Origin of the sequence: Arthrobacter sp. CC3 (genome assembly GCF_039907775.1) — a bacterium.
GTDB lineage: Bacteria > Actinomycetota > Actinomycetes > Actinomycetales > Micrococcaceae > Arthrobacter.
In genome coordinates this window covers 1-6708 of the sequence record NZ_JARCCY010000082.1, presented here as the reverse complement: position 1 = coordinate 6708, position 6708 = coordinate 1, and the positions used below count along the sequence as shown (strand labels likewise).

At 67.8% G+C, this 6708-nt stretch carries 8 protein-coding genes and 1 pseudogene; 4 read left to right on the top strand and 5 right to left on the bottom strand.

The features are described from left to right. Positions 1 to 204: cytochrome c biogenesis protein CcsA (gene ccsA / locus PV761_RS23875; RefSeq protein ID WP_347900002.1), on the top strand; the 204-nt coding region annotated here is incomplete at its 5' end. 79 nt (positions 205 to 283) lie between these two features. On the opposite strand, the gene PV761_RS23870 is transcribed toward ccsA, so the two are convergent. From PV761_RS23870 to trxB, 4 genes and pseudogenes are all read right to left on the bottom strand, one after another. Beyond that, the gene (locus PV761_RS23870) at positions 284 to 1480 is read right to left on the bottom strand and encodes an MFS transporter (protein WP_347900001.1); all 1197 of its coding nucleotides are present in this window, start codon (positions 1478 to 1480) and stop codon (positions 284 to 286) included. 1 nt (position 1481) lies between these two features. Next, positions 1482 to 1916 (bottom strand): low molecular weight phosphatase family protein, encoded by a 435-nt coding sequence (locus PV761_RS23865; protein ID WP_347900004.1) that lies wholly within the window; start codon positions 1914 to 1916, stop codon positions 1482 to 1484. A 78-nt stretch (positions 1917 to 1994) separates the two neighbouring features. Further along, positions 1995 to 3362 (bottom strand): annotated as a pseudogene (locus PV761_RS23860) (FAD-dependent oxidoreductase); the annotation flags it as partial. Between the two features lie 239 nt (positions 3363 to 3601). Further along, the gene (gene trxB, locus PV761_RS23855; protein ID WP_347900003.1) at positions 3602 to 4579 is read right to left on the bottom strand and encodes a thioredoxin-disulfide reductase; all 978 of its coding nucleotides are present in this window, start codon (positions 4577 to 4579) and stop codon (positions 3602 to 3604) included. A 212-nt stretch (positions 4580 to 4791) separates the two neighbouring features. Here trxB and PV761_RS23850 point away from each other — a divergent pair, with 212 nt between their 5' ends. Further along, the gene (locus PV761_RS23850) at positions 4792 to 5142 is read left to right on the top strand and encodes a metalloregulator ArsR/SmtB family transcription factor (protein WP_028269996.1); all 351 of its coding nucleotides are present in this window, start codon (positions 4792 to 4794) and stop codon (positions 5140 to 5142) included. A gap of 35 nt (positions 5143 to 5177) precedes the next feature. Next, complete coding sequence (locus PV761_RS23845; protein ID WP_347900000.1) at positions 5178 to 5663, top strand: N-acetyltransferase family protein; 486 nt, start codon at positions 5178 to 5180, stop codon at positions 5661 to 5663. 61 nt (positions 5664 to 5724) lie between these two features. On the opposite strand, the gene PV761_RS23840 is transcribed toward PV761_RS23845, so the two are convergent. Then, positions 5725 to 6183 carry a PLDc N-terminal domain-containing protein gene (locus PV761_RS23840; protein WP_347899999.1) on the bottom strand — a complete coding sequence of 153 codons (459 nt, stop codon included), beginning with the start codon at positions 6181 to 6183 and terminating at the stop codon, positions 5725 to 5727. 60 nt (positions 6184 to 6243) lie between these two features. Between PV761_RS23840 and PV761_RS23835 the strand changes: the two genes are divergently transcribed. After that, positions 6244 to 6558, top strand: a complete 315-nt coding sequence (locus PV761_RS23835) for a DUF4229 domain-containing protein (protein ID WP_055804745.1) — start codon at positions 6244 to 6246, stop codon at positions 6556 to 6558. The last annotated feature ends 150 nt before the right edge of the window (positions 6559 to 6708 follow it).

The window sequence follows — 6708 nt, the reverse complement described above, 5'->3', positions numbered from 1 at the left end:
CGCTTCTGGGGCTGGGACACCAAGGAAGTCTGGACGTTCGTGATCTGGGTGGTTTACGCCGGCTACCTGCACGCCCGCGCCACGCGCGGCTGGACCGGCACCCGGGCCGCGTGGCTGTCGATTGTGGGCTACCTCTGCGTGGTCTTCAACTTCACCATCGTGAACCAGTTCTTCAACGGCCTGCACTCCTACTCGGGCCTGTAGCCAGGCCGCCGGCCCGGACGACCGGCCCCCGGACCCGACTACTGCGCCGGACTATCCGCGCCGGGATATCTGTGCCGGACTATCCGCGCCGGGATGCCAGGACGGCCATGAAGGCAGCGGCCGCTGCGACGCCGGCCATGGCGTAGGCCATGCCCGTGTAAGAGCCGAGCCAAACCGCCGCTGCCGGGCCGGCAGCGGGGGCGACGGCGGTGATTGCTGTGAGCGGTGCGGCGAAGGTCCCCTGCAAGGTGCCGAGGTTCCGCGCTCCCCAGCGGTCGGCGACGACAGTGGCCTGCAGCAGGGTGTGGCAGCCGCGGACAGCGCCGGCCAGGCTGCCCGCTGCGATCAGGGCAGGCAGGGGTCCCGGCAGGGCGGCAAGCAGCAGGATCGCGCCGGCGGCAGTGCCGGTGATGGCAGGCAGCCGCGTCCGGACCGGAATGAAGCCGAAGAGCAGCCGGCCTCCGACCTGGCCTGCGCCCACGAGCCCGAGTCCTAGCGCGGCTACGGCGTAGCTGGCGCCTTTTTCCATCAGCAGGGGAATGATGTTCAGGGTCACGGCGTATAGGCTGAGGCACAGCAGCGCCATCAGGCCCTGCAGCCGGAGGAATTCAGGGCTGCGGCGGAGGGCGCGCACGCTATTCCGGTCCAGGGCTCCTGTGCCCCGTCGAAGGTCAGCATTCCAGGTTTTGTTGAGATAGCGGGCGTGCAGCGGCACAGTGATCAGTCCCAGCAGCCCGGCCAGGACCAGGAAGGCCGCCCGCCAGCCGATGTTGCTGCACAGCGCGGCCGTGAGCGGAGCGAAGATGGTGGAGGCGAACCCGGCTGCGAGGGTCAGGATGGTCAGTGGCCGGACCCGCCCGGCGCCGTACCAGCGGGTGATCACGGTGAAGGCCGGCTGGTACAGGACCGCTGCCTGCGCCGTGCCGGCCAGCAGCCAGGCAGCGGCGAACAGCGGCAGGACGGGTGCCAGGGCCACCAGGGCCAAGGCGGCGACCCCGACTAGCGAGCCGCCGATCATCAGGGTGCGGGGGCCGGTGCTGTCCAGGGCGCGGCCGACGAGGATGCCGGCGCCGGCGGATACGAGGAGCCCGGCCGAAAACGCTCCGATGACCAGCGCCGGCTCCCAGCCGGTGTCCTCCGTGATCGGCAGGACGGCGGCTGGCAGGGCGTAGTAGAGGATGCCCCAGCCGGTGGTCTGGGTGATGCACAGGGCCGCAAGGCCGCCGCGGGGTGCACCCTCCGCCACCAGGGCCGGGGCGTCGGCCGGGGCGGGCATGCTAGTCCCCGGTCAGCTCCGCATACAGCTTCCGGACGCGGGCATTGATGTCGTCCCGGACCAGGCGCATGCGTTCTATGCCTTCGATGCCGCGCTCGGAGGGTTCGTCCGTTTCCCAGACCTCGAACCGGGTGCCTTCGCGGGGTTCGAGTTTTGCTTCCGTGCCAAGGACGATGACGGCGTCCACGGCAGCCAGGACTTCATCGGTGACCGGTTTGGGGTGTTCGCCGGTGATGTCGATCCCGAGTTCGGCCAGCGACTCCACGGACTGCGGGTTCAGTGACTTCCCCGGTTTGGTGCCGGCGGAGTAGACGGCGACGCTCCCGCCGGCCAGCTGTTTCATCAGTCCGGCGGCGAGCTGGGACTTGCCCCCGTTCTTGCTGCAGACGAAGAGGACCGCCGGGGTCTTTGGTGTGCTGCTGGGTTCCTGGGTCATAGGGGTGAGGTTTCCTTCGGGGGCGGTGATGCTTGCGGGGTCGGGGCGGGGCTTAGTTGATGCCGGAGCGGCGGGGGGCAGGCCGGTGGGGAAGCCCACCAGGACTGGTTCCGGAGCCGCGCAGCAGCCGGACTCCGCCGAGTCCGCGGCGGCTGCTGCGGCGGGGACGTCGCAGCTGGTGCCGGCGTCGGAGGAGCAGACGCCGGTCTCCGGGAGTTCGAGCTGGACGGTGTCGGAGGCTTCGCGGTCCCCGGCGAGGGCTGCCACCACTGAGCGGACCTGTTCGTAGCCGGTGGCCAGCAGGAAGGTGGGGGCCCGGCCGTAGGACTTCATGCCGACGATGTAGAAGTCCTTGTCCGGGTGCGCCAGGAGCCTGGCGCCGTGCGGGGGAACAGTACCGCAGGAGTGGAATTCGGGGTCGATCAGGGGGCCAAGCTGGCGCGGAGCCTCCACGGCGGGGTCCAGTTCGAGCCGGAGTTCGCGCAGGATATCCAGGTCCGGCCGGAACCCGGTGCAGGGCACCACGATGTCGGCGTCCAGCGTGCGCCCGTCAACGGCTGCCACGGTGACGTGCGAGTCCAGGGACTTGAAGGAGGAAATGCCGAAGCCGGTGTGCAGTTCGATGGTGCCGGCCTCGACCAGCCGGCGGAGCCTGCTCCCAAGCTGGCCTCGGGCGGGCAGCCCGTCGGCGTCGCCGCCACCGTAGACCTTTTCCGCGGAGGCGCCACGGACGGCCCACAGGATCCGGGTGTCGGCTTCATTCTTGGCCAGGTCCGCGAGGCTGATGAGCGTGTTGGCGGCGGAGTGCCCTGCTCCGACCACCAGGACTCGGCGCCCGGCGAAGGATGCGCGGTCCCGGCCGGTGACGTCGGGAAGCGGCGAGGAGATCCTGTCCGCGGCGGTCTCTTCGCCGATGGCGGGCAGGCCTGAGGTGCCGAGCGGATTGCGGATGGACCACGTGCCGGAGGCGTCAATGACGGCGGCCACGGTGTGGTCGCGGACTTCCCCGCCCGCACCTTCCACACGCACCACGAACGGTGTGGTGTCCCGGTTCCGGGTGTGGGTCTTGTCCATCTCGGACCGGGTTACCGCAACCACCCGGGCACCGTTCTCCAGCCGGGAAGCGATGGCCGGGAGCGCGGCGAGCGGTGCGAGGTAATCATCGATCAGCTCGCCGCCGTAGGGGAGGGCCGTGGGCCGGGGCGATTCCCAGCCGGAGCCTTCGAGCAGGCGGACGGCGGCGGCGTCGAGGTTGAACCGCCATGGGGAGAACAGCCGGATGTGGCGCCACTGTTCAATGGCGGCTCCCGCCGTCGGGCCAGCCTCGAAGATCAGCGGCTCCAGGCCGCGTTCCAGGAGATGGGCGGCGGCGGCCAGGCCCACGGGGCCGGCGCCGATCACGGCAACGGGAAGATTCGTCGTCGAATCCAAGGTGTCCTCTTTCATCAGTTGGTGTGGCGGTTCGCGGCCCAACTAGGTAGCAGTAGATGTCGTTTTGAGGGCTCATAACGACATCTGCTGCTACCTAGTTGGGAAAGCAGGGTGGAAGGTGGCGGGCGGGGAGGGCGGCTAGCAGCAGTCCTGATCCGTGCAGGATTCGTCCTCGCAGCAGCCGTTGTCGGTGCAGCATCCGGTGTCCATTCAGCTCACCTCCTTCCCGTTGAGAAGCTCTGTTCAGTGAATCCCTAGGCGTGGGTGGGTTCCTCGACCAGGGCCGTTGCAATGCTGTCCGCATCATCCAGGGCGGCCAGGTACCGCTCCGCATCCAGGGCGGCGGCGCAGCCGGTCCCGGCGGCGGTGATGGCCTGGCGGTAGCGGTGGTCTACGGCGTCGCCGCAGGCGAAGACACCTGTCAGGTTGGTGACCGTGGTGGGGGAGTCCACCTTGATGTAACCCTCGGCGTCGAGCTCAACCTGGCCCTCGACGAGTTCCGTCCGCGGCACGTGTCCGATCGCCACGAAGATGCCCGTGGCGGCCTGCTCGCGGGTTTCCCCGGTCCGGGTGTCCGTGAGGGTGACACCGGTGACTTTGGGGTCGCCGTGGATGGCGGTCACGGCGGAGTGCCAGGCGAAGCTGATCTTGGGGTTGTCCTTGGCGCGCTGGGCCATGATGCGGGAGGCGCGGAGTTCACCCTTGCGGACCACCACGGTAACGGTCCGGGCGAAGCGGGTCAGGAACGTGGCTTCCTCCATGGCTGAGTCCCCGCCGCCGACGACGACGATGTCCTGGTCGCGGAAGAAGAAGCCGTCGCAGGTGGCGCACCAGGAGACGCCGTGGCCGCTGAGTTTCTTCTCCTCGGGAAGGCCGAGTTCCTTGTAGGCGGAGCCGGTGGCGAGGATGACGGCGGGCGCCTCGTAGATGTCTCCGGCGCCCGTGACCACACGCTTGAGGTGCCCGGCCAGCGTCACCTCAGTGACGTCGTCGAACATCACCTGGGCGCCGAACCGCTGCGCCTGCTCCTGCAGGCCGTCCATGAGCTCAGGGCCCTGGATGCCGGACGGGAAACCCGGGAAGTTCTCCACCTCGGTGGTGTTCATCAGGGCGCCGCCGGCCGTTACCGATCCGGCCAGGACCAGGGGCTTCAGGCCCGCGCGGGCGGCGTAGATCGCTGCGGTGTAGCCGGCGGGGCCGGACCCGATGATGATCAGCTGTTCGGTGCTCACTTCGGCGGTCATGTGGTCTCCTGGGTAGTGGTTCGAAGGCGCTGTGCCCCAGCGCCGCGTAAACAAGTGCAACAAGGACGGGGCCTTCAATCAAGGGCCCGACGGCGCCGCCGCGCCCTGATGCAACCGGTAAGAGATAAATTGATGAATATCGATATAGAGAGTATCCCCACCTATATCGATGAATGTCAATCTATGTGCATAATGGGTCTATGAACTCCCTGCAGATCGTCGAAGCCCCCGTGGACGCCTCATGCTGCGTCCCGTCGGTAAAGCCGGCGCTGAGTGCTGACGAGGCCCAGCAGCGGGCCCTGGTCTTCAAGGCGCTAGCCGACCCGAACAGGTTGCGGTTGCTGTCCATCGTCAAGGCCGGCGACTCGGGTGAGTCCTGCGTCTGCGACCTCACGGAACCGCTGGACCTGGGCCAGCCCACCGTGTCCCACCACTTGAAAGTGCTGGTGGAGGCCGGGCTGCTGCACCGCGAAAAGCGCGGCACCTGGGCTTATTACTCCCTGGTTCCGGGCGCACTGGAACAGACGGCCGGACTCCTCGAGAGCCTGTGAACCCGCAGCCTGCTCCAGGCCTCGCGATCCGCGCCATGACGGACGCTGACTGGCCGGAGGTCCGGCGGATCTACCGCGAGGGCATTGAGACCGGTCACGCCACCTTTGAATCGGAGCCGCCGGACTGGAAACGGTTCAATACCTCACGGCTGCTTCCGCACCGGCTGGTGTGCGAGACGCCGGAGGGCCGAATCCTTGGCTGGGCGGCAGTCTCCGCGGTGTCATCGCGCCCGGCCTACGCCGGGGTGGTGGAGCACTCCGTCTATGTGGCTGCGGACGCCCGCGGACGTGGCGTGGGAGCGCTGCTGCTCCAGGCGCTGGCGGACTCCACCGAGGGCGGCGGGATCTGGACGATCCAGGCCAGTGTCTTTCCCGAGAACGACGCCAGCCTGAGGCTCCATCTCGCCAACGGTTACACGGTTGTGGGACGACGGCGGCGCATCGCCCTTATGACCCATGGCCCCTGTGCCGGGCAATGGCGCGACACCGTGCTGATCGAGCGGCGCTCGGCCGTCGTCTAGCCGTACTCGGTCGTCTAGCCCTACGTGGCCGTCGTCCAGCCCTACGTGACCTCGAAAGGCGCTACTTGACCTCGTCGGTGCCGTGCGCGTCGGTCTCGGGGTGGTGTGATTCCTCGGTGTGCTTGTCGCCCCGATGGGTGCCGTTCGGCTTCCCCTTGCCCTCGGCGCCGCCGGCAGGGCTGCCATTGACCTTGCGTTCCTCTGCCTGGAGTTCAGCCTTGAGCTTTTTCAGGCGGTCCGCTTCGGCCTGGTTCCGACGGCGGATTTCCAGGTTGCGCAGGAAGTCGGGGTCGTCATCCGGCGCTGTGGTGCGGGCGTAGGACTGCGGGGCAGGGCGGCTTCCACGCGGCCGGCCGATGATGAACCAAAGTGCCGCTCCCACCACGGGGAGGACAACCATCACCACGATCCAGGCCGTCTTGGAAATACCCCTGGTGAGGTGCTTGTCAGTCCGGATCACGTCCACGAGGCCATAGACGAATATGGCAAGAACGGCAACGGCGACCAATACACGGGGCATACCACCAGTCTAGCGTCCGGGCGCCGGGCGGCGGGCGGCTAAACTTGGACTGTGGCCTTTATGAAATACTCCCTGATCCGTCTGGCACTGTTTGTGCCGCTGTTCGTGCTGTTCAGCTTCCTTCAAATCGGAATCCTGCTCGCCGCGGTGTGCGCCGGCCTCATCGCTTTCGCGATCAGCTACCTGTTCTTCCAGAAGCAGCGCGACGCCGCCACGGCCACCCTGCATGAGCGGTTCTCCGGCCGGGCCAAGCCCATCCGGACCGCCGGTGAGGTGGAAGACGCCGACGCCGAGGACACCCTGGTGGATGCCAACCCGGACATCACCGTCCGCTCAGAAATTCCCCGCACCGAAGTTCCCCGCAAGGACGCTTAGGGCCGCTTAGTGCGGCTTAGGTCCGCTTAGCGGCACCGATGCTTAGAAGCACCGACGCCCGGCGGCACCGGCGCTTAGCCTCGATCCACCGGTCGGTTTGAGGTTGTAGCGGCGGTTTAAACGGAGAATGCCTGTCGGATCGGGAAAAAT

Bases quoted from the DNA above. Each gene is read 5' to 3' on its own strand.
- PV761_RS23865 (WP_347900004.1), bottom strand. From the start codon at position 1,916: ATGACCCAGGAACCCAGCAGCACACCAAAGACCCCGGCGGTCCTCTTC.
- PV761_RS23835 (WP_055804745.1), top strand. From the start codon at position 6,244: ATGAAATACTCCCTGATCCGTCTGGCACTGTTTGTGCCGCTGTTCGTG.
- PV761_RS23840 (WP_347899999.1), bottom strand. From the start codon at position 6,183: ATGCCCCGTGTATTGGTCGCCGTTGCCGTTCTTGCCATATTCGTCTAT.
- PV761_RS23870 (WP_347900001.1), bottom strand. From the start codon at position 1,480: ATGCCCGCCCCGGCCGACGCCCCGGCCCTGGTGGCGGAGGGTGCACCC.
- PV761_RS23850 (WP_028269996.1), top strand. From the start codon at position 4,792: ATGAACTCCCTGCAGATCGTCGAAGCCCCCGTGGACGCCTCATGCTGC.
- PV761_RS23845 (WP_347900000.1), top strand. From the start codon at position 5,178: ATGACGGACGCTGACTGGCCGGAGGTCCGGCGGATCTACCGCGAGGGC.